Genomic DNA, 19,385 nt, shown 5'->3' with positions numbered 1-19,385 from the left:
CCTGTTCTCTTATGGATAAAGAGGTGTCATTGTGAGGCCCGCCTCTTCATGTAAGCCTTTGATGATGTTGAAGTTTTGAACCGCTTGGCCGGCCGCGCCTTTCATGAGATTGTCTATGACCGACACGATTGTAAGTCTCCCTGTTCGCTCATCTAAATGAAAGCCAATGTCACAGAAGTTACTGCCATATACTTCTTTCGTTTGTGGATAAACGCCGTGATCTCTCACTCTGACAAAATAGGAATCTTCATAAAAGCCTTTCATTCGCTTCATCAATTCTTCTTTTGTGACATCGGTTTTTAATTGTGTATACATCGTCGCCATAATCCCTCTTGTCATCGGGACAAGATGCGTAGAAAATGTGACGTTCGCCGTCTGCGGATTCCATTCTCTTAATATTTGCTCTATTTCTGGCGTATGCTGATGCTCATTCACCTTATAAATTTTAAAGTTATCGTTTAGTTCTGAAAAATGCGTTCCAAGTGAGGCAGATCGTCCGGCACCGGACACCCCTGTTTTTGCATCTATTATAATCATAGATTCATCGATGACATTCTGTTTGATGAGTGGTGCTAAACCGAGAAGAACTGCGGTAGGAAAGCAGCCCGGATTGGCAATCACTTCAGCTTGTTGAATTTTGTCACGATTCAGTTCGGATAAACCGTACACCGCTTGTTGAACAGATGCTTCATCCGCTGCCCTTCGTTTATACCAAGCTTCATAGGTGGCTCCATCTTGAATGCGCAAATCACCTGATAAATCAATGATCGGCACTCCTTGATTCATAAGCTTTGGCGTCAGTTCACTTGATACGCCTGCTGGAGTCGCTAAAAACACAGCATCTGTCTCTTGCACAATAGCAGCCGGGTCAATGGCTTTTAATGTTTGGTCAGTAATCGTTGTTAGATGTGGATAAGATTGACTGTATGATTGCCCATCACCACTTGATGAATACAATATACATTCCTCCACATGCGGGTGATGCTTGAAGATACGAACCAATTCCGCACCACCGTACCCTGTAGCACCTATAATACCTATTTTCAACGTCAATACACCCTCTTGATCTTTGTGAAATTATTTAACATTATAACATGTATAAAAATTAATTCAATTGTATATTTAATATTTGTTTTCATTTTTTTTCAACAAAAAAACCGCATATCTTCACGAGACATGCGGATTTATCTTTCGTTTTTGATATAGATGACCATGAGCGCACTGCATAAATATAATATAGAGCTTGCATAAAAAATGAAGTAAACGGTAAAGAAATCAGCGAACAGACCTCCAAGCATAATAGCGATGGATGAAAAAAGGGCTGTCCAAAAATGATAGTGACCGACTTCTTTCATTCTTTTGTTCTCTGTTGTGAGGTCCGTGACGAGCAGTTTCTCTCCGTGCTTTTGAAAGCCGCCAAGCGCACCAAGTGCCAGCTGAATCATATACACTTGCTCCACTTCTGTTATATGCGGAAAAAGCAGCAAAAGAAACGCCATACCGAACGAATGAATGATTAAAAAGAGCCGCCTGTCGGTGGTTTCGGGCAGTTTCCCTAAGAGTAAATGAATAAATGCTCCGCTTAAACCAAACAGGCCGTAGGCAAGACCAAACTGTGAATAGCTTGACCCAACATTTTTAATAAAAAGAATGTAAAAAGGGAAAATCAAACTGCTGGCGAAAAACAGCAGACTTTGTGAGTAAACGAACCATTTCATTGCTTTTGCATTCATTGTGTATTGTACCTCTCATAAAAGTAGTTGGTGAACGTGCCATCTGGATCTGCTTGTTTTTTCTTTTGGAAGAATACATCGGTTTTAGGATACGCCCGCTTCATTTGCGCTTTCGTTTGATAAGGCATATACGGTAAGTAATAGCTTCCATCGTGCTGCAGCGTGATATCTGTCATTTTTCGAATGATTCGCTCGGCTTCCGCCTTCTCTTCTTTTTCGAACCCGTAATTCACTAAAAGCACAAGTGCAAACATATCTTGTTTCGCATAGGAGAGATCCGCTTTTTCATTTTTTTGTACATAACGTATTGTGATATTCATTAGATTCAAATCTTCTTGTTGTAAAAAGGATCTCATGTCATCAATGTACGCACGAAAACGGTCAACTGGGACGAAATATTCCTGCAGCACATCTGTGTCAGATTCATTTTCATATTCTAAAAAGGCAGAGTCAGAACGCATCACATTGTTTCTTGTGATCAGCTGATCATTTTGACTTAAGAAATACTTTTTTTGCAAATTCCAGAGCAGATCTTTTCCCATATCAAATCTTCTTGAAAGGCCGAGCATAAATTTCAAAGGCATGACGAGTTGGTCTTCTTTCAGCTCTTGATATGATGCGATCCCTTGTTGTGAAGTGAGTGAATAATTCGTCACATACATCTCTTTCAAAAAGTTTGATTTCGCTGTTGAGATTCTGGCAAGATGCATGCGTACTTCTTTATTGTGTTTGACATGCTTTTGAAAATAATCCGTATACTCATCGTAATCGAGAGAGGTTGTCTCCATTTTATATAGTTCATCTTTTGTTAAAGAAAGCTCCACATCTAAAATGACGCCGAATAAACCGTATCCCCCAATGACGGCAGTAAATAAATCATCGCCTGGCTTTACTGTGACAATCTCACCGTCTGCTTTTAACAGCCTGAATGAGCGAACTGTGTCAATGAGTGACCCGTAACGAATGTCACGTCCATGTGCGTTTGCACTTAAAGATCCGCCAATTGTAAAGATATTCTGCGATTGCATTACCTTCACAGCAAGACCATATGGATTCACATATTTTTGTATATCATCCCATGTAGCACCGCTTTGAACCCGAATCGTTTTCTTTTTAGGATCAAACGCTAAAATCTGGCGGAATTCCGTCATATCGAGCACGATGCCGTTTTCATAATATGTGTGGCCGCCCATACTATGCTGTTTACCGGCAATAGAAATCGGCAGGTGTTTTGCTTTTGCTTCTTTCAATACTTCTTTTAACGTGTCTATTTCTTTCCCTTGAACAACTTTTTTGATTTTGACAGGCATGAGATGACTAACATCAGTAAAAGCCTCAAGATCCTGTTTTTTGTGTGTTTGGCCTTCTCGTATAGTGATTGATACAAAAAATGCAGTAGCATATACGATCAAAAGAACGACCCATAGCCATTTTCGTTTCATAATAGGTACTCCGTTCTATAAAATTACATCCATTATATCAAGCCATTCTCTTCCTCCACCTTAATTTTTCATAAAAAAACCTGGCATGAGTTTATCTCATACCAGGCATTTTTCATTTTGTGCTTATTGAATACCGAGCGCGATTTTTGCGTATCTTGACATTTTGTCTCGTGTCCAAGGCGGATTCCATACGATGTGAACTTCTGTTTCTTTTACTTCTGGAAGATCACTTAATGCTTTTTTGACTTCATCCACGATAATTGGTGCAAGAGGACAACCCATTGATGTTAAGGTCATGGTGATATCCGCTTTTCCATTCTCATCAAGATCGACATCATAGACAAGTCCAAGGTTGACGATGTCAACATTCAGCTCAGGGTCAATCACCTGTTCTAGGGCACCTAAAATATTTTCTTTCAATGCTTCATCCATGATATCCACTCCTTTTTCCATTAGTATAACGTACTTTTTCTTATGACTAAACGTTTGTGCTTTTCAGATGAGTCACAAACCAGTCAATCGTTTCAAACATCGCTTGTCTTGAGACCTTATGGCCAGCTTGTCCATCAGTGATAAAGCGAATCAGGTGCGGATCCTGCTTATATTGTGTGGACGCTAACTCATCGTATAGGGATTTTGCGTGCCGGTAAGGGACTACAGGATCATTTTCTGCATGCCAGAATAACAGCGGTCTTTTGTTTAATCGATCCGTTTGCAGCGTTAAATCATATGGGCGCAGGGCGTCTAATTGCAGATGAACCTCTTCGTCTGTAATGTCTTTCATCAACCCTTTGTGACGCATGTCCATGATCTGTGCTTTTAGAAACGTCGTATAGTTCGGACTCCCCATCAAGCTGACAGCGGCTTTGATCCAATCATGCTTGGCAAGTGCGCCAAAGGTGGTGATGCCGCCCATGGAAGTACCTGCAACGCCTATCAAATCGGCTTCAATCAATTGTTTTTCTTGAAAGTATGTTTTGAGTATATCGATTTCACGAATTTCGTTCAGGACAATTTCCCAGAACTTTGATGCCAGTTCCTCTAAGTTGAGGTTTTCTGATCTTACACCATGATAAGCACAGTCAGGCAAAATGACTCTCATGCCTTTTTCCGCCAGATGGAAGGCGAAGTGTAAATTATGCTCTCGTGCACTTGTAAATCCGTGAATAAAAAATACAAGCGGCAGCGGTTTGTCTTTATTTTCAGCTTTTACGATATGTAAAAATGGAATATCGCGCGTAATTTGCTCATCAATGGTGATCACAGCCTATGAATCCTCCTTTATCATTCCCGTCTTTGTTTATTTTAACATGTAGACAACAAAGATGTGATAAAGATACACTATAGAAAGAGGCGCTAACATGGATTGCCTCCTATCACTTACAGATCAAAGGAGATTTTATGGAGACTAAACCTTATCTAATCGCACTTGACCTGGATGGCACATTATTAAAAGATGATAAAACCATTTCTGCGCACACACTTGACGTCATTCAAAAAGTGAGAGACAGCGGGCATCACGTCTGTATATCAACAGGCCGGCCATTTCGATCCAGCTCTCCTTATTATCAGCAATTACAGCTTGATTCACCCATTGTGAATTTTAACGGAGCGTTTGTCCATCATCCTCTTGATGAGAAATGGGGCAGATTTCATACGTCACTTGATCTTCAAGTGGTCAAACAGCTTGTAGACATTAGTGAAGAGTATAAAGTGCATAATGTGTTAGCTGAAGTGTTAGACGATTTGTATTTCCATTATCATGATGAAAAACTCATTGATATCTTTAATATGAATGCAAACAAAGTCACTGTTGGAGACCTAAGGGACAACCTTGGAGAAAATGTGACGAGCGTGTTAATTCATGCAAAAGAAGAGGACGTCGGAGCTATTCGAAGCTATTTATCAGATGTTCATGCAGAAGTGATTGATCACAGACGCTGGGCTGCCCCGTGGCACGTGATTGAAATCATTAAAACTGGCATGAATAAAGCTGTTGGATTGCAAAAGATCAGTGATTATTACGGTGTTCCTAAGGAGCGGATTGTGGCATTCGGAGATGAAGACAATGATTTAGAAATGCTTGAATTTGCTGGATGTGGTGTGGCAATGGGCAACGGAATTGATGCCGTGAAACGTGTCTCAAATAAAGTCACTGATACGAATGAACAAGACGGGATTGCTAAGTTTCTAACGAATTACTTCTCGCTTTAATTTTTCCATTCATACATAGCAGATGGAAGCGGGCATACTACCGTTAGACAGGTTGTCCTGTCAGCTTGTGTAAAGGGGCGGATTCCGAATGGGTAAAAGAAGCAAATCGAAACGCTTTATACAACAAGGTAAAGATTCAGTCAGTCTTCATGACGCACGTTTTCCTTACCGTTCGACACTTGAAGAAGCGTCAGACAGAGGAAATATGAAGACTGATGCTTCTGGAGGTTCATTGTGAGAAACGAACTTTTTGATCAAGCCAAATCATTTACTGAAGAAGCTCTTACTTCTTCATTTTCATCTGGGTTAGAGCGTCAACAGGCAGTCAAACGAGCGAAAAATGCCGTATCCTCTGCATTTGCCAATTCAACAGATGCAGAAAGAAACCAGCTGCATACCTTCCAAGACTTGCTTGATGATCTCTGACATAAAAAAGCTGTCCACATTTGATGGACAGCTTTTTCTAATTCCCATGCTTATTTGACTTGGAATGTTTTCTTCTCCGTGATTTGTTTCAGCCCTTCTGCTTTTCCTTTAAACGTTACAACCGCTTCGTATGTTCCGGGCTTTACACCGTTTGACCACGTGTCTTGAAAATCATAGGCCTCGCCTTTTTTCAGCACAAAAGTTTGGATGGCCTGTGTGAACATACGGTCTTTCGAATAGCGATATTGTTCGTTCCCGTTTTCGTCATACACACTGAGCTCGAATTTTTGGCTTGTGTTAAAGGTAAATTCAATATCTCGATCTGATTCATTTTTCAGTGACATGTTAAATTGAACTGAAGAACCTTTCTGGACGGGGTCTACTGTGAGTACAACCGTTTTTTCTCCCATTTGACCGGAAACCTCCTTGTCTGGTTCATCCTTTTTTTGTTGTCCACAAGCGGCTAAAAACAATAGAATGAGAAGAAGTACCAACCCTTTTTTCATCTGCTACCCACCTTTTAATCTCGTCTGAAAAATCCAAGAATATTGGTTGTCTGCACAATATTTGTAAAGGCTTTTGGATCGACTTCTTTAATAATTTGTTCAAGTTCATACAGCTCATACCTTGTAATGACGATCACCATCATTTCCTTTTGCTCGTTGGTGAATGCGCCTTTTGCAGGTACAGTCGTAATACCTCTGACCATTTTTCCGTAAATGGCTTCTTTGATTTCATCTGCTTTTTTCGTCACAATCATCGCGGTCAGCTTCTCATGTCTTGTATGGATGGCATCAATGACCCTTGTGGTCACATATAATGTGACAAGCGTATATAATGCTTTCTCCCAACCTTGTAATAATCCTGCTGTAAAAATGATGATTCCATTTAAAATGAAGAAATACGTGCCAACTGGTTTGTCTTTCCATTTCGCTAATACCATAGCAACGATGTCGAGTCCGCCTGTCGATGCCCCGTATTTGAGCGTGATCCCAATTCCTACTGCGGATATGACACCGCCAAACACAGCATTTAATAAAATATCATGGGAAACACTCGTTTCTGGTAAAACGCCAAGGAAAATGGTTGTCAGTGCAACACTGATGATGCTGTACAAAGTAAAGGAACGGCCAACTTTCATCCAGCCTAAAATGCCGACTGGAATGTTTAAAATAAATAATAGAATCCCTGTTGATACATAAAATGGCGCATATTGATCGATTAAGCTGGATAGCAGCTGGGCTACCCCTGTAAAACCGCTCGCATATACGTCAGCTGGGATTAAGAATAAATTCAGTCCAATCGCATTGAGTAATGCACCAATTACGACGACAATGAGTTTTTTTGCTTCTCCAATGAACATGTTGTCATTCCTCCACTTACCATTCTCTCTATGGTTTTCCCTAAAATTTAGAATTTGAACACGAAAAGATGATTTCTATGATATAGTTAGGCTAAAAAGATGTAAAATATGGCTTATTTTTTTAGAAAGAAGGGATTTATATGACTGTTCATATCATAGCAGACAGTGCTGCTGATCTGCCTCTTTCTTATTATGATGAACATAACATAACACTCATTCCGCTCCGCGTGTTGCTTGGCGAGCAGGAATTTGAGGATTTGATCACCATTGAACCAAAACAAGTATTTGATGCGATGAGACAAGGAGCCAGTCCAAAAACGTCACAGGCTTCACCAAACCGGATCAAGGAAGCCTTTGTTTCTGCCGCTCAAACCCATACATCTGCCATCTATGTCGCTTTTTCATCAGAGCTTTCAGGTACATATCAGACAGCTGTGATGATGGCAAATGAAGTGAAGGAAGAATATCCTGATTTTGATTTACGAATCATTGATTCTAAATGCGCTTCACTCGGCTATGGGCTTGCTGTCAAACACGCTCAATCACTTGCCATTGACGGAAATACAATACAAGAAATTGAAACGTCTGTAAAGCATTTTTGTGAATCTTTACAACATATTTTTACTGTAGACGATTTAACGTATTTAGCAAGAGGCGGAAGGATCAGTAAAGCGTCCGCATTTGTTGGCGGTTTGTTAAGCATTAAACCCATTTTACATGTCGAAGATGGAAAACTCATCCCACTAGAAAAAATCCGCGGACGTAAAAAGCTGCTGAAACGTATTATTGAACTAATGAAAGAACGCGGAACGGATTGGCCTAATCAAACGGTTGGCATTAGTCATGGTGATGATCCTGCACTTGCAGAAGACATGAAACAACTGATTGAAGACGAATTTCATCCTAAAGAAATTGATGTTCATATCATCGGCGCCGCTGTGGGGTCCCATTCAGGACCTAGCACGCTTGCGATCTTTTTTACAGGCAAATGATCATAAAAAGCACCCTTCCCTGATACAACACGGGAAGGGTGCTTTTCTTATGAAAGTTTAAATCGCTGGACAGTTTCATTTAACCTTGCCGTCATACTCATCAATTCTTCGACTTGTTTGTTCATTTGATGGAACGATTGCAGCTGTTCATTGGCTGAGGCAGAAATTTCTTCGCTGCCAGCTGCTGTTTCTTCTACTACTGCACTAATATTTTCAATCGAGTGCAGTACTTGTCCGCCAAGTTCTGTTGATTGGATAATTTGGTCATTTAAGACCGCCATTTCTTGTTTAATATGCTGCGCTTTTGTTTCTATATCTTCAAAGGAGTGTGAGGTTTTGTCCATCGCATCCTGCTGCTGAAGTGAAAGCTTGACCCCTTCTTGAACCGTTTGACTAATGGATTGAATCCCTCTTTCAATATGACTGACCATGTCAAAAATTTGTCTTGTTGCATTTGACGATTCATCGGCAAGCTTGCGAATTTCATCTGCTACAACGGCAAAGCCTTTTCCAGCTTCGCCTGCCCTTGCCGCTTCAATGGCTGCGTTTAAGGAAAGTAAGTTTGTTTGATCCGCAATGTCAGAAACCGTTTTGGCCATGGCCGAGATTCCGCTGGCGTATTGCGTGAATTCTCCTGCTGATTCTTCGATTTGTCTCGTGGCATGTGTATTTTTTTCAATCGCTGATTTTGTTTCTGTTAACGTGTGCTTTCCGCTTTCTACGGCTTCGATGGCATCCTCTGTACTGCGGATGACCGTTTGTGAGCGTTCGGAATTTTTACGTCCATGCTGGTCCATTTTCTCAATCAAGCTGACGCCATGCTGGAGATCTTCTGAAATCGCTTGTGACCCATTGGCCATTTCGTCTGTTGAGACAGATACTTGATTGGCAGATTCCATCATCTTTTTATTTTCATCATTCAGGTGGATCGAGAATGTCTCTACTCGGCTTGAGACATGGCTAATTTCTTTAATCAAACTAATCAACTGATCTGTCATTTGATTAAAGGATTCATTCAAGCCGCCGATTTCATCCTTACGCTGAATATCTGTCCGCTCCACAGCAAGATTCCCTTCTGCGATCTGCTTTGCTCTGTAGGATAGTGATTTGATAGGTGTCACGATGGATCGCGTTAACCCCATATTCAAAAAGACGGCAATGACAATCAGTGTGAGGGCTGAGACGAGTGCACTTGTAATAATCCATTGTACATTGTCTGCTGCATCCTCTAGATTTTGTTTATACGCTTCTTCTGCTCTTTTATTCATCGTATGCACATCGTTTAAAACGCCATCAATTCTTGCTGCCACACGTCTTGCATCCGAGGCGTTTTTTTCACCAATGGCATTGTTTGCTTCTTTGGTCCATGTGTCATATTTTGAATTTAACCTTGTTAATGCCTCTTTGTTCAAATTTCCTGCATACTTGTTTAACGTTTGCAGCTGTTTTTTTGCTGTAGAAATATCGTTTTGAACGATCTCTAGCTGTTCATCTGAAAGTGTCATCGAATAATTGGTCATCGCTTGCTCGACACTTTCAAAGCTTGCCTTCGTTTTTTGTACGTTTAATAAGGTTTGGACATCTGCTTCATTTGATGATTGGATCTTTGTCATGCTGACAATGATAAAGGCAATGACACCAACTGCTAAAAGAAGTGAGATAAGTGAGTTGAGTAAAATTTTGACGCGTAAACTCATGATGCGCCCCCCTCTTCTTTTAGAAGCGTCTGCTTCAGACCATTTAATTTATTGGTCAGTGTGTCAGCATTTTTTAAGATCCGAATTTTTGCCATATCGATTCCATCATTGCTTAAGTCATAGACAACATGTCCGCTTTTAATTTGATTGTTCTTAACGACCTGTTCGCTGAATTGATAAACCACTTCATCGACTTTTTTCACCATAGATGAAATCACAGCTTTTTCCGCAGTATAGTACTGATCGCTGTCAACACCAATGGCATATTTGCCTTGCGATTGCGCTTCTTTTAATACACCAACACCTGAATAACCGGCTGCAGCATATAAAACGTCTGCTTTCTTTTTGATCATATCTTTGGCTATTTTACCGCCCTTACCTGCATCACTAAATGTACCGGCATAGGTAGATAAGATTTTGATTTTTGGATTGACTGATTTGGCGCCTTTTTGAAACCCTTTTTCAAAACGATGAATGACGTCTGCATCAACACCGCCAACAAATCCAATGACATCGCTTTTCGTTGTCATCGCAGCAAGTGCACCTGCTAAATAGCTGCCTTCCTCTTCTTTAAACGTCACAGAGGTCACATTTTTCAGCTCAGATACGGCATCGATCAGAAGAAACTGCTTCTTCGGATATTTCTTTGCGACTTTTTCTAGGTCTTCTTGCATACTAAAACCTACACCGATAATGAGATCATTACCATCTTTTACGAGTTCTGTCAGCCCTTTTTCATATGTATCAGTTTCTGCAATTTCTCTATAATCAAATTCAATGCCAAGCTCATCACGTGCTTTTTCTAATCCTTTAAATGATGAATCGTTAAATGATTGATCACCAAGACCATCATCTGTGAGCATAACGCCAATATGCTTCGCAGTTGATTTTGGCGACCCCTCCTGTTGATTACCGCATGCGGCGAGCACCATAAGCATGGCTGCCATCAGAAGCAATGAAATCTTCACTTTCATCCAAAAACACACTCCTTTTATCATCCTTACTCCTTTTTTATCGGATTTGAGGGGCGTTGTTTCAATGATATAGTGAAGGTTTTCATGACTTTTTTCATAGAAAAAATCCATTATTTAAGACAAAAATAAAAAAGTGAGCAAATGCTCACTTTTAGATCATTGACAAAGGGCTAAAATAAACTTTATTTTAGAACTTTGTCTTCTTTTCAGCGTGACCTGAAAACCTTTGCAGCCCTAGGAGGGACGAGTACCGGAGCGGAGCGAATTTGACATTCGTGAGCACCGGCACGCAGGACTGACACCGAATGCGAGGGTTTGTCTGCACGCTGAAGTGAGCAAATGCTCACTTTTTCTCGTATGTCCAGCCTTCTTTTTGATAAACGAGATCATTTTTCATCAGATGACCTAGTGCTCGTTTAAAGGCTGCTTTGCTCATTTGAAATCTTTCGCGGATATCCTCTGGATCACTTTTGTCTCCGTAAGGCATGGCGCCGTTTCTTGTTCTCATATAGGTTAAAATTTCTTCTGCATCGACAGATAATGCATCCTGTTTTCTAGGAAGCAGAGAAACGTTCACGGTTCCATCCTCTTTCACTGCAATAACGCGTCCTGTAACGGTCGATCCTAGTCTTGGCTCTTCCTTTCGTTCCGTGCGGTGAATAAACCCTCGCACGCCTGTATCTGTCAGCATAAAAGAACCTGTCGCAATTAAACGATAGATTGTTCCAGTAATTTCTTTGTTCATTAAGGTTTCTGGTGCCTCAGTAAACAATTCACTGATCACGTCTTCTGTGGCTGGTTTTGCGAACATTCTGCCGTAACTTGTGACTTTCAGCATACAGTAGAGTTTGTCTCCTTTTTTAGGCCATGCTTCCTCAAATGGCGGGAGGTGTTCTGTTGCCACAAGTGCATCCTTTGACAGTCCAACATCGACAAATGCGCCCATGTCTTCTACCACGTCTACAACTTCTACCCAGCCATATGTATGTGCGTTAATTGTAGGAATTTTCATTGTGGCAGCGAGTCTTTCTTCATGATCTACATATAAATAGACCTCTACTTCATCTCGGTCATCAAGATCCTCTGTCATTTCACTGCGGTGTAAGAGGACCGAATCTTCACCATCTGTCAAAAAGTAGCCGTATTCCATTTCGTTCTCTATTTGCAAGGTCAGTTGCTCACCTGGTCTCATGTTCTCTTCCTTCCTATCTGCCCATAAAAGAGCGTTCGTTCATCTTTTGATTCACTTTATTCTACTATACTTCTCCCCGCATGAACATCTCTAGTTCTGTTAGCTAAAGTGGACAAACTGGTCACGATTTATACCGCAGCCGGCTGAACTCTTTGCCTCATCTCTTCGATAAAGTTTCTTCTTCGCCTATTGGCATGATAAAATAGACGCAATATCAATACTTGGAGGTCATGTGTGATGGCAAAAGAAAGCTCATTTGACATTGTATCGAAGGTCGAACTGCCTGAGGTGCAAAACGCTGTTCAAGCAGCGCTGAAAGAAATTAAAAACCGTTATGATTTTAAAGGAAGTAAAAGTGATATTTCTCTCGAAAAAGAAGAACTTGTTCTCATTTCTGATGATGACTTCAAGCTTGAGCAGCTAAAAGATGTACTTGTGACAAAGCTGATCAAACGAAATGTGCCAACTAAAAACATCGATTACGGAAAAACCGAGCATGCTCTTGGCGGTACAGTACGCCAGCGTGCGAAGCTGATCAGCGGGATTGATCAAGACAACGCTAAAAAGATCAACGCACTCATCAAGCAGTCTGGCATCAAAGTGAAATCACAATTTCAGGATGACCAAGTGCGTGTGACAGGGAAAAATAAAGATGATTTACAAGAGGTTATTTCTCTTATGCGTAAGGCTGATTTGCCGATTGATGTCCAATTTATAAATTTTCGATAAATTTCAAATTTTCCATTGATTATTTCTGCATTTTTCGTTACAGTTGATGGAAGTTCAATTCATTGAAATGTTCATATTGCTTTCTTATCAAGAGAGGCAGAGGGACTGGCCCTGTGAAGCCTCAGCAACCGGTGTAGTAGAAATCTATTTTCTATGACCAAGGTGCTAAATCCAGCAAGCAACTGCTTGGAAGATAAGGAGAAGAATTACGATACAGCCAAAAAGTCTTCTTCTTATCAGAAGGCTTTTTTTGTTACATAGAAATAAGGAGGAATACAATGGGCCTATTACAAGACTTACAAAATCGCGTGCTGATAGCTGATGGAGCGATGGGAACACTTTTATACTCTTACGGCATTGACCGCTGTTTTGAAGAATTAAATTTATCGAAAGAGGATGAAGTGAAACGCGTGCACGAAGCATATGTGCAGGCAGGCGCTGACATCATCCAAACGAACACATACGGTGCGAATTATATTAAACTATCCCGCTACGGCTTAGAGGAAGAAACGAAACGCATCAATACAAAAGCGGTACAAATTGCAAAAGCAGCCGCTGGCTCTGCTTATGTTCTCGGAACAATTGGCGGCATTCGAACGTTTAACAAAAATGCCTACTCTATAGAAGAAATCAAACGAAGCTTTAGAGAGCAGCTGTACATCCTATTAAATGAAGAGCCTGACGGATTATTGCTTGAAACGTATTATGACATAGAAGAAGCGAAGGCTGTTCTCCAAATTGCTCGCAAAGAAACGACTCTCCCGATTGTCATGAATGTCTCTATGCATGAACAAGGCGTTTTGCAGGATGGTACCCCGCTGAAGGATGGTTTATCTGAGTTATCATCTCTTGGTGCAGATGTCGTCGGCATCAACTGCAGGCTGGGCCCTTATCACATGATTCAGGCACTCGAAGGCGTTCCACTTTTAGAAAATTCGCATTTATCTGTCTATCCTAACAGCAGTCTCCCCTCTCTTGAAGAAGGCAGACTCGTCTATGATACAGATAACGATTATTTCCGGAAAAGTGCACTTGAATTTAGAAATCAGGGTGCACGCATTATCGGAGGCTGCTGTGGAACAACACCTCAGCATATTAGCGCAATGGCTGAAGCGGTCAAAGGTTTAGCACCGATCACTGAAAAAGAAGTGAAAGTGTTAAAAGAAGAAATCATTTCCATCCAAGATCAGCGCACTGAACCAGGTCTTGATGAGCTGGCTGTGAAAAAACGATCGATTATCGTAGAGCTCGATCCACCGAAGAAGCTGAACTTCGAAAAATTTCTCGTTGCTGCAAATGAATTAAAGAATGCTGGCATTGATGCGTTGACTTTAGCCGATAATTCTCTTGCGACTCCGCGCATTAGCAATGTCGCTTGCGGCGCATTATTAAAGCAGCAGCTTGATATGCGTTCTCTTGTTCATATCACATGCCGCGACCGTAATTTGATAGGGCTACAATCCCATTTAATGGGGCTCGACACTCTTGGATTAACCGATATTTTAGCGATCACAGGCGATCCATCTAAAATTGGAGACTTCCCAGGTGCAACATCTGTATATGATTTAACCTCCTTTGATTTGATTCGTCTCATCAAGCAATTTAATGAAGGCCTTTCTTTCTCAGGAAAACCTCTTGGCAAAAAGACCAATTTTTCAGTGGCTGGCGCGTTTAACCCAAATGTGCGTCATATTGATAAAGCGGTCAAACGTCTTGAGAAAAAAATCGAATACGGCGCTGATTATTTTATTTCACAGCCTGTTTATTCTGAAGAACAACTTGTGAAAATTCATGAGGAAAGCCGCCACTTGGATAAACCGATTTACATCGGCATTATGCCATTAACAAGCAGCCGAAACGCCGAGTTTATTCATCACGAAATTCCAGGCATCAAATTATCTGATTCTATTCGTGACATTATGGCCAAAGCTGGCGAAGATAAAGCAAAGCAACGAGCAGAAGGTTTAGCGATTGCCCGCTCTTTATTAGATACAGCCTGCGAATTGTTTAATGGCATTTATTTAATTACTCCTTTCCTTCGATCAGATTTAACAGCAGAACTGACCACCTACATCCATCAGAAAGAAAAGGAGTCTAACATCCATGTCAACTATCACTGAACAGCTCAAGAAACGCATCCTCGTCCTTGATGGTGCAATGGGCACAATGATTCAAAACGCCAACCTGACAGCAGAGGACTTTGGCGGAGAAGAGTATGAGGGCTGTAACGAGTATTTGAATATGACAGCCCCTCACATCATCCGTGCGATCCATAGGGAATACCTCGAAGCAAGTGCCGATCTCATTGAAACAAATACGTTCGGTGCGACAAAGCTCGTTCTTGATGAATATGGGCTTGGCCACCTTGCTTATGAACTCAATGTTCGAGCTGCGCAGCTGGCAAAGGCAGAAGCTGACCGTTTCTCCACACCCGAAAAGCCTCGTTTTGTTGTAGGCGCAATGGGCCCAACAACGAAAACATTATCTGTAACAGGCGGCACAACCTTCAGTGAGCTCGTCAGAAACTATGAAGAACAAGCCCGCGCTCTAATTGACGGAAAGTGTGATGCCCTTCTTTTAGAAACAAGCCAAGACATGCTGAATGTAAAAGCTGGTTTCAAAGGAATTCAGGAAGCCTTTCAGAAGGCAGGCATTCAATTACCACTCATGGTATCAGGTACGATTGAACCAATGGGCACCACCCTTGCAGGTCAGGATATCGAAGCCTTTTATATCTCTCTTGAGCATATGAAACCCATCAGTGTGGGCCTGAACTGTGCGACTGGTCCAGAATTTATGACAGACCACATCCGCACGCTCTCCTCCATCGCAAAGTCAGCGGTGAGCTGCTATCCGAATGCTGGTCTCCCAGATGAAGAAGGCCAATATCATGAATCCCCTGCTTCTCTTGCTAAAAAAATCGCCGCCTTTGCTAAGGAAGGCTGGTTAAATATTGTCGGCGGCTGTTGCGGAACGACACCTGCACATATTCAAGCATTGTCAGATGAAGTACGCACGATTCAGCCGCGTCATATCACTCGCGAATCACCGCAGCATACCGTATCAGGAATTGAGCCCCTTATTTATGAGGATTCAATGCGTCCTCTTTTTGTAGGTGAACGGACCAATGTCATTGGTTCTCGCAAATTCAAACGGCTCATTGCGGAACAAAAGTTTGAAGAAGCAGCAGAAATTGCTCGTGCTCAGGTGAAAAATGGCGCTCACGTCGTTGATGTGTGTCTGGCTGATCCAGACCGTGATGAGGCAGCAGACATGGAAGGCTTTTTACAAGAAGCCATGAAAAAGGTGAAAGCTCCTTTTGTCATTGATTCAACGGATAAACACGTGATTGAAAAGGCACTCACCTATTCTCAAGGGAAAGCCATCATCAATTCTATTAATCTTGAGGATGGCGTGGAACGTTTTGAAGAGATTCTACCTCTTGTGAAGCTATATGGCGGTGCACTTGTTGTTGGCACAATTGATGAAATAGGAATGGCTGTGACAGCAGAACGAAAGCTTGAAATTGCTATACGTTCGCATGATTTGTTAACGAAGAGATATGGAATTCCTGCAAGTGACATCATTTTTGATCCGCTTGTCTTTCCCGTAGGCACTGGAGACGAGCAATATATTGGCGCCGCTGAAGAAACGATCAAAGGCATTAAAATGATCAAGGAAACCCTGCCTGAGTGCCTCACCATTTTAGGCATCAGCAACGTATCTTTCGGACTTCCGCCTGTTGGCAGAGAAATCTTAAACGCCGTCTATTTGTATCACTGCGTGCAAGCAGGGCTTGACTATGCCATCGTGAATACGGAAAAGCTTGAGCGCTTCGCATCCATTCCAAAGGATGAAATCAAACTAGCTGAAACCTTGCTTTATGAAACAAATGACCAAACACTGGCTGAATTCACCCAATTTTACCGCGGCAAAAAGAAAACGGAGAAAAAACCAAAGGTCTCCTTATCACTTGATGAAAGGCTGGCGCTCTACGTCGTCGAAGGAACGAAAGAAGGTCTCATCGATGATCTATCCCTTGCTTTGGAGCAATATGAATCGCCGCTTCATATTATCAATGGTCCGTTAATGCAGGGAATGGCTGAGGTTGGTCGTCTTTTTAATCAAAACGAACTGATTGTCGCCGAGGTGCTTCAATCGGCAGAGGTCATGAAAGCATCTGTTTCGTTCCTTGAGCAATATATGGAAAAGCAGCATGCGAGCGGGAAAGGAAAGATTCTTCTTGCGACCGTAAAAGGAGATGTCCATGATATCGGGAAAAACCTTGTCGACATCATTTTGAGCAATAACGGCTTTCAAGTAGTCGACCTCGGCATCAAGGTGACACCTCAAACATTGATTGAAGCTGTGCAAAAGGAAAAACCAGATATGATCGGATTATCAGGCTTACTTGTAAAGTCCGCACAGCAAATGGTACTAACCGCTCAGGATTTACAAAAGGCCAATATTTCTGTTCCTATTTTGGTCGGCGGTGCTGCCCTTTCTCGCAAATTTACGAAAATGAAAATTTCGCCTCATTATGATGGACCTGTTCTTTATGCAAAAGATGCCATGGACGGTCTGTCATTAGCCAATGAGTTAAAAGCGAATCCACTGCAATTTCAAACAAAGCCCGAAGAGGAGCCAGCGGCACCTTTCAAGGAGAAAGAAGGAAAGCAGCCGAAAGCTGTCATTGAATTACTAGAAAAACGCGCATCTCTCCCGCAAGCACCGGTATTTACACCAGAAAATACCACACGCCATTATGTGAGGGACATCGATTTGCATCATATTATGCCTTATGTGAATGAACAAATGCTCATTGGTCATCATCTCGGCTTAAAGGGAAAAGTCAAAGCCTTATTAGCTGAACAGCACCCAAAAGCATTGGAATTAAAACAGCTTGTCACAGACCTTCTAAACGAAGGCAGAGAGAAAAACTGGTTTGCGCCAGCATTTGTGTATCAATTCTTCCCTGCCGGTTCAGACGGAAATGATTTGCATATTTATGATCCCGAAAAGCCTGACCGCATCATTGAAACGTTCCAATTTCCAAGGCAGGTGAAGCTCCCGTACCGCTCCATTTCTGATTATGTACGGAAAAGTGATGAAAACGAGAAAGATTATATTGCCTTATTCGCCGTCACAGCCGGCGCGCGTATACGTGAAGTCGCGCAGCAATTTAAGCAGGAAGGAGATTATTTAAAAATGCATGCTGTCCAAGCTCTGGCACTTGAGCTTGCAGAAGGATTAGCTGAAAGAACCCATCAAGTGATTCGTGACAAATGGGGCTTCCCTGACCCAGTCGATTTTACAATGGAAAAACGATTTCAAGCGAAATATCAAGGGCAGCGCTATTCCTTTGGTTATCCAGCGTGTCCAAATCTTGAGGACCAAGAAAAGTTGTTCAAGCTGCTTCAGCCTGAAAAAATCGGCATCCACCTGACAGAAGGATTCATGATGGAACCTGAAGCATCTGTTTCAGCGATTGTCGTCTCCCACCCTGAAGCTCGATATTTTAATGTTCATTAACTCTAGAACCTCCGTGATTGGGGGTTCTTTTTTGTTATAAAAATGGAATAAATATCAATTTTTACAATAATCCACCGATAATATAAATGAAAGAAAATGAATGAATAGGAGATGTTTGTCATGTTTAAAAAGAAAATTGGTTTTTTACTGCTTGCCGGCCTCTTCATCGCTGCCTCTCTCTTCCAATCACCTGCACTAGCAAGTGAAGCATCTACGAAACAAACAAAAAATTATACAGAAGAATTGGAGCACCAGTATCCAGACAGTGATTATGCCAACAATGATACGATGGAAAAAGCTCAGTTCCTGCAGCCTTCTCTTTATTTGAATAAATCTTATTTATATCACGAGGGAAGTATTTCTTCTATAAATGACGTCGACTTTTACCATTTCACCAGTTCCAAATTTGATGGTGCGGACGGTCGTTTTTCCATTAAACTTGTGAATGTAAAGTCAGGAAATGATTTTGATCTCTATCTTTACAATAAGGACGGCGCGCTTGTGTCTTCCTCTGTGCGGACATACAACCAAAATGAGATCATTCATATGCCGAAAATTGCCGCCAGTACGGATTACTACCTAGCGGTTAAGCCTAAACAATTACTAAATGAAGAAGATAAAATGTACCGCATTGTCTTTGATAAAAGCATTGAAAAAGCAACACTCAAACGATATGGGTCGCCAGCCACACTCAACAGCTTCAATGAAGCCGGTTCTCCAAATTCTAATTTTGATTTAAGCAGTCTGCCGCAGGATGCTGTCGTAACTGGTCTTTCATTAGAGGCTGATAAAGGCAGTACCAACGCACACAATTATGTTTTCACCGTTTCTTCTTTAAAAGGCGGAGCAGTGAATGTACCTTGGAACGGTCAAAAGGTTGATATCTCTTCCTATAAAACAAGCCAGGTTCCAGCAAAAGACCGCTTTTTTGTTTCTTTCAACGCGATAGAGGTCCCTCAGCTTATCGGTGGACGATTAATTAAAGTAGGCGTCGTGTCGATTAAAAACTTGCAGCTCACCTTCGAATATGAATACAACCGTGACCTGAATTATTAATAAGAGGACAAAAGGAAAAGGATCTCCCTTTTCCT

The 19,385-nt window shown here is 41.6% G+C and carries 18 protein-coding genes and 1 riboswitch; of the genes, 8 read left to right on the top strand and 10 right to left on the bottom strand.

The genetic code is table 11. The features are described 5' to 3' along the window. Nucleotides 1-9: 9 nt before the first annotated feature. The 5 genes from argC to MHI23_RS05490 all read right to left on the bottom strand — a co-directional run bounded on the left by argC (nucleotide 10) and on the right by MHI23_RS05490 (nucleotide 4,439). A complete protein-coding gene (argC, locus tag MHI23_RS05510) occupies nucleotides 10-1,047 on the bottom strand; it encodes an N-acetyl-gamma-glutamyl-phosphate reductase (protein WP_047201777.1) in 1,038 nt (345 codons plus the stop codon). Between the two features lie 137 nt (nucleotides 1,048-1,184). Next, nucleotides 1,185-1,733: an MFS transporter gene (locus tag MHI23_RS05505; RefSeq protein ID WP_039177758.1), complete on the bottom strand. Its 549-nt coding sequence runs from the start codon at nucleotides 1,731-1,733 to the stop codon at nucleotides 1,185-1,187. After that, the gene (locus tag MHI23_RS05500) at nucleotides 1,730-3,175 is read right to left on the bottom strand and encodes an FAD-binding oxidoreductase (RefSeq protein ID WP_125586511.1); all 1,446 of its coding nucleotides are present in this window, start codon (nucleotides 3,173-3,175) and stop codon (nucleotides 1,730-1,732) included. Before MHI23_RS05500 ends, MHI23_RS05505 begins: the two co-directional genes overlap by 4 nt. A gap of 123 nt (nucleotides 3,176-3,298) precedes the next feature. Next, nucleotides 3,299-3,607 (bottom strand): metal-sulfur cluster assembly factor, encoded by a 309-nt coding sequence (locus MHI23_RS05495; protein ID WP_024425066.1) that lies wholly within the window; start codon nucleotides 3,605-3,607, stop codon nucleotides 3,299-3,301. Between the two features lie 46 nt (nucleotides 3,608-3,653). Continuing rightward, the gene (locus tag MHI23_RS05490) at nucleotides 3,654-4,439 is read right to left on the bottom strand and encodes an alpha/beta fold hydrolase (RefSeq protein WP_039177751.1); all 786 of its coding nucleotides are present in this window, start codon (nucleotides 4,437-4,439) and stop codon (nucleotides 3,654-3,656) included. Nucleotides 4,440-4,576: 137 nt separating this feature from the next. Here MHI23_RS05490 and MHI23_RS05485 point away from each other — a divergent pair, with 137 nt between their 5' ends. From MHI23_RS05485 to MHI23_RS05475, 3 genes are all read left to right on the top strand, one after another. Then, on the top strand, nucleotides 4,577-5,389 hold the full coding sequence (locus MHI23_RS05485) for a Cof-type HAD-IIB family hydrolase (RefSeq protein ID WP_125586513.1): 813 nt from the start codon (nucleotides 4,577-4,579) through the stop codon (nucleotides 5,387-5,389). A gap of 88 nt (nucleotides 5,390-5,477) precedes the next feature. Beyond that, nucleotides 5,478-5,627 (top strand): hypothetical protein, encoded by a 150-nt coding sequence (locus MHI23_RS05480; protein ID WP_024425069.1) that lies wholly within the window; start codon nucleotides 5,478-5,480, stop codon nucleotides 5,625-5,627. Continuing rightward, nucleotides 5,624-5,815: a DUF3813 domain-containing protein gene (locus MHI23_RS05475; RefSeq protein WP_024425070.1), complete on the top strand. Its 192-nt coding sequence runs from the start codon at nucleotides 5,624-5,626 to the stop codon at nucleotides 5,813-5,815. Before MHI23_RS05480 ends, MHI23_RS05475 begins: the two co-directional genes overlap by 4 nt. Nucleotides 5,816-5,865: 50 nt before the next feature. Here the strand turns inward: MHI23_RS05475 and MHI23_RS05470 are convergent, their stop codons facing one another. Further along, nucleotides 5,866-6,321 (bottom strand): BsuPI-related putative proteinase inhibitor, encoded by a 456-nt coding sequence (locus tag MHI23_RS05470; RefSeq protein WP_039177744.1) that lies wholly within the window; start codon nucleotides 6,319-6,321, stop codon nucleotides 5,866-5,868. Nucleotides 6,322-6,335: 14 nt separating this feature from the next. Then, nucleotides 6,336-7,178 carry a YitT family protein gene (locus MHI23_RS05465; RefSeq protein WP_039177740.1) on the bottom strand — a complete coding sequence of 281 codons (843 nt, stop codon included), beginning with the start codon at nucleotides 7,176-7,178 and terminating at the stop codon, nucleotides 6,336-6,338. 140 nt (nucleotides 7,179-7,318) lie between these two features. On the opposite strand from MHI23_RS05465, the gene MHI23_RS05460 reads away from it, so the two are divergent. Continuing rightward, a complete protein-coding gene (locus tag MHI23_RS05460) occupies nucleotides 7,319-8,170 on the top strand; it encodes a DegV family protein (RefSeq protein ID WP_064498286.1) in 852 nt (283 codons plus the stop codon). 47 nt (nucleotides 8,171-8,217) lie between these two features. Here the strand turns inward: MHI23_RS05460 and MHI23_RS05455 are convergent, their stop codons facing one another. The 3 genes from MHI23_RS05455 to MHI23_RS05445 form a co-directional block, all read right to left on the bottom strand. After that, the gene (locus MHI23_RS05455) at nucleotides 8,218-9,867 is read right to left on the bottom strand and encodes a methyl-accepting chemotaxis protein (RefSeq protein WP_107163855.1); all 1,650 of its coding nucleotides are present in this window, start codon (nucleotides 9,865-9,867) and stop codon (nucleotides 8,218-8,220) included. After that, nucleotides 9,864-10,841: a BMP family ABC transporter substrate-binding protein gene (locus MHI23_RS05450; RefSeq protein WP_107163854.1), complete on the bottom strand. Its 978-nt coding sequence runs from the start codon at nucleotides 10,839-10,841 to the stop codon at nucleotides 9,864-9,866. The genes MHI23_RS05455 and MHI23_RS05450 overlap by 4 nt, the downstream gene beginning before the upstream one ends. A gap of 343 nt (nucleotides 10,842-11,184) precedes the next feature. Beyond that, nucleotides 11,185-12,033, bottom strand: coding sequence for a S1 RNA-binding domain-containing protein (locus MHI23_RS05445; RefSeq protein ID WP_041089776.1), 849 nt, complete (start codon nucleotides 12,031-12,033; stop codon nucleotides 11,185-11,187). A 237-nt stretch (nucleotides 12,034-12,270) separates the two neighbouring features. Between MHI23_RS05445 and MHI23_RS05440 the strand changes: the two genes are divergently transcribed. The 4 genes from MHI23_RS05440 to MHI23_RS05425 all read left to right on the top strand — a co-directional run bounded on the left by MHI23_RS05440 (nucleotide 12,271) and on the right by MHI23_RS05425 (nucleotide 19,350). Further along, nucleotides 12,271-12,762, top strand: a complete 492-nt coding sequence (locus MHI23_RS05440) for a YajQ family cyclic di-GMP-binding protein (RefSeq protein WP_012009527.1) — start codon at nucleotides 12,271-12,273, stop codon at nucleotides 12,760-12,762. A gap of 81 nt (nucleotides 12,763-12,843) precedes the next feature. Then, nucleotides 12,844-12,962: riboswitch (SAM riboswitch) on the top strand. A gap of 78 nt (nucleotides 12,963-13,040) precedes the next feature. After that, a complete protein-coding gene (locus tag MHI23_RS05435) occupies nucleotides 13,041-14,882 on the top strand; it encodes a bifunctional homocysteine S-methyltransferase/methylenetetrahydrofolate reductase (protein WP_342492357.1) in 1,842 nt (613 codons plus the stop codon). After that, nucleotides 14,866-18,294, top strand: coding sequence for a methionine synthase (gene metH, locus MHI23_RS05430; RefSeq protein ID WP_342492356.1), 3,429 nt, complete (start codon nucleotides 14,866-14,868; stop codon nucleotides 18,292-18,294). The genes MHI23_RS05435 and metH overlap by 17 nt, the downstream gene beginning before the upstream one ends. Nucleotides 18,295-18,414: 120 nt before the next feature. After that, nucleotides 18,415-19,350, top strand: coding sequence for an anti protein (locus MHI23_RS05425; protein ID WP_107163853.1), 936 nt, complete (start codon nucleotides 18,415-18,417; stop codon nucleotides 19,348-19,350). Nucleotides 19,351-19,385 lie beyond the last annotated feature (35 nt).

This window comes from Bacillus sp. FSL M7-0003, assembly GCF_038628485.1.
Lineage (GTDB): Bacteria > Bacillota > Bacilli > Bacillales > Bacillaceae > Bacillus > Bacillus safensis.
Note: the sequence above shows the minus strand (reverse complement) of the source record. Positions and strands in the feature narration are given on the sequence as shown.

Coding starts and splice junctions, on each gene's coding strand:
- MHI23_RS05445 (WP_041089776.1), bottom strand. CDS start 12,033: ATGAGACCAGGTGAGCAACTGACCTTGCAAATAGAGAACGAAATGGAA.
- MHI23_RS05465 (WP_039177740.1), bottom strand. CDS start 7,178: ATGTTCATTGGAGAAGCAAAAAAACTCATTGTCGTCGTAATTGGTGCA.
- MHI23_RS05440 (WP_012009527.1), top strand. CDS start 12,271: ATGGCAAAAGAAAGCTCATTTGACATTGTATCGAAGGTCGAACTGCCT.
- MHI23_RS05455 (WP_107163855.1), bottom strand. CDS start 9,867: ATGAGTTTACGCGTCAAAATTTTACTCAACTCACTTATCTCACTTCTT.
- MHI23_RS05495 (WP_024425066.1), bottom strand. CDS start 3,607: ATGGATGAAGCATTGAAAGAAAATATTTTAGGTGCCCTAGAACAGGTG.
- MHI23_RS05500 (WP_125586511.1), bottom strand. CDS start 3,175: ATGAAACGAAAATGGCTATGGGTCGTTCTTTTGATCGTATATGCTACT.
- MHI23_RS05435 (WP_342492357.1), top strand. CDS start 13,041: ATGGGCCTATTACAAGACTTACAAAATCGCGTGCTGATAGCTGATGGA.
- MHI23_RS05505 (WP_039177758.1), bottom strand. CDS start 1,733: ATGAATGCAAAAGCAATGAAATGGTTCGTTTACTCACAAAGTCTGCTG.
- MHI23_RS05425 (WP_107163853.1), top strand. CDS start 18,415: ATGTTTAAAAAGAAAATTGGTTTTTTACTGCTTGCCGGCCTCTTCATC.
- MHI23_RS05470 (WP_039177744.1), bottom strand. CDS start 6,321: ATGAAAAAAGGGTTGGTACTTCTTCTCATTCTATTGTTTTTAGCCGCT.
- MHI23_RS05485 (WP_125586513.1), top strand. CDS start 4,577: ATGGAGACTAAACCTTATCTAATCGCACTTGACCTGGATGGCACATTA.
- MHI23_RS05480 (WP_024425069.1), top strand. CDS start 5,478: ATGGGTAAAAGAAGCAAATCGAAACGCTTTATACAACAAGGTAAAGAT.
- metH (WP_342492356.1), top strand. CDS start 14,866: ATGTCAACTATCACTGAACAGCTCAAGAAACGCATCCTCGTCCTTGAT.
- MHI23_RS05450 (WP_107163854.1), bottom strand. CDS start 10,841: ATGAAAGTGAAGATTTCATTGCTTCTGATGGCAGCCATGCTTATGGTG.
- MHI23_RS05460 (WP_064498286.1), top strand. CDS start 7,319: ATGACTGTTCATATCATAGCAGACAGTGCTGCTGATCTGCCTCTTTCT.